Here is a 1,851-nt window from a genome sequence, read left to right on the forward strand (position 1 = left end):
TAAATAAAACAATTAATTTATTATAGCTATTAATACATATTTTATCAACTATTTAATATTTAAATGATTTTTATGGAAATTAATTTCATGAAAATTTCTAAAAAAGTGACTTATGAGACACTCCCATAATCTTTTTTTATAATTGAAATCAAATGTCCATTAATGTAATTCAATATTTTCAGCAGACATAGTCTATGAAAACAAGGTTCCGTGAGGGTGTAGAAAACCACTGCTATAAATGTGATGGAAACTCTCTCCTTCACGATGCTTTGAGATTAAAAGGAATTGAATAGCTAACTAATTTTCATCATATCAATTAATTTATCCATCATTTGCATTTTTAAGAATCTCGTATAATTAGAAATGCAATTTTTTATCTTTAAAAATCTTTTTATTTTTTTACTTTTTATTAATTTTTATATAATTTATTTTTTACATAGCTTTATCACTTATAAAACTTTACATGATTATATATTTTTAATTATGGTGCATTATTAAAAGTTTTTAGCAATTTATATGCATTTTAAAAACATTTAAAATATGATTTTATATTTTTGCAATTACTTCAAAAATTTATTATTATTTTGGATTTTTTCAGGTTTTACTCCTTTTAAGTTACTTTCATTGTTTTTTATTTACTTATTTATGATATATATATATATATATATATATATATATATATTATTTTTCAATAAAGTTTATATACGGCATAGAATATAATTATTATCGGTTAATAAGTAGTGATTATTCTCTATTTATTTGACTGATTTTTATCAATAATTGAATGAAATGGAGGTGAAAAAATAAAAAACTATAAAAAAGCAATGATAAAAACGAGTATACTAATAGCTACTATCTTATTATTAGCTATTAGTTTAAACTCTAGCTTTGCAGCTACTGTACCTATTGATAATACAACATCTGGGGGTATAAATGGAGCAATAACATCAGGAACTACTAATCCTGGAGATACTATTTTGCTTGCTCCAGGAAACTACACAAAAACTAGCAATACAGGAATAACTATTAATAAAAATGTAACAATCCAAGGAAACGGATCTGCTGCTGATGTAATAATTGATGCAGAAGGATCAAGACGAATATTTTCCATGAGTAATAATTTGAATGTGACTTTCATAAACATAACATTCCTAAATGGATATAATACGGGTACTGGTGGAGCAATAGATAATCCAAACAGTTTAACAAAGATGACTTTCATCAACTGTACATTCAGAAATAGCTATTCAGGAAATAATGGTGGTGTTATCTACAATTTGGGTGCTAATATGAATGTCACTGGTTGTACTTTCATTAACAACACTGCAAATTATGGTGGTGGTGCTATCTACAATAATCAGGGTGTTAATTTCAGTGTTACTGGCTCTACTTTCATTAACAACACTGCACTTGGTACTACTAATGCGAGGGGTGGCGGTGCTATCAATAATTATCGGGGTAATTATTTTAGTGTTAATGGTTCTACTTTCATTAACAATAATGTTACATCTATGCAGGGTGGTGCTTTACTCATTAGAGATAGTACTAATGTAAATGTTAGTGGTTCTACTTTCATTAACAACACCGCTCCTACTGCCGGTTCTATTTATGTTTATGGTAGTAGTAGTAATGTAATTATTAATTATAATCGTATATTTAATAATACTGATAGTAATGGTTTTGATATTGTAAATAGTGGAGCTACTAATGTTAGTGCTGATTTGAATTGGTGGGGGACAAACAATATAACTAATATAAGTGGCAGGATTTCTGGCACTGTTGCTATCAATAATTATTATATTTTCAATTTCACTAACTCTAGTAGTTTGGATAATGTTCATGTTGGTGACA

General features: G+C 27.0%; 1 pseudogene. It reads left to right on the plus strand.

Annotation, left to right across the window (positions count from 1 at the left end):
• Nucleotides 1-824: 824 nt before the first annotated feature.
• Nucleotides 825-1,851: pseudogene (locus tag MBCUT_RS00530) on the plus strand (right-handed parallel beta-helix repeat-containing protein); the annotation flags it as partial.

Origin of the sequence: Methanobrevibacter cuticularis (assembly GCF_001639285.1) — an archaeon.
GTDB classification, from domain to species: Archaea; Methanobacteriota; Methanobacteria; order Methanobacteriales; family Methanobacteriaceae; genus Methanobaculum; species Methanobaculum cuticulare.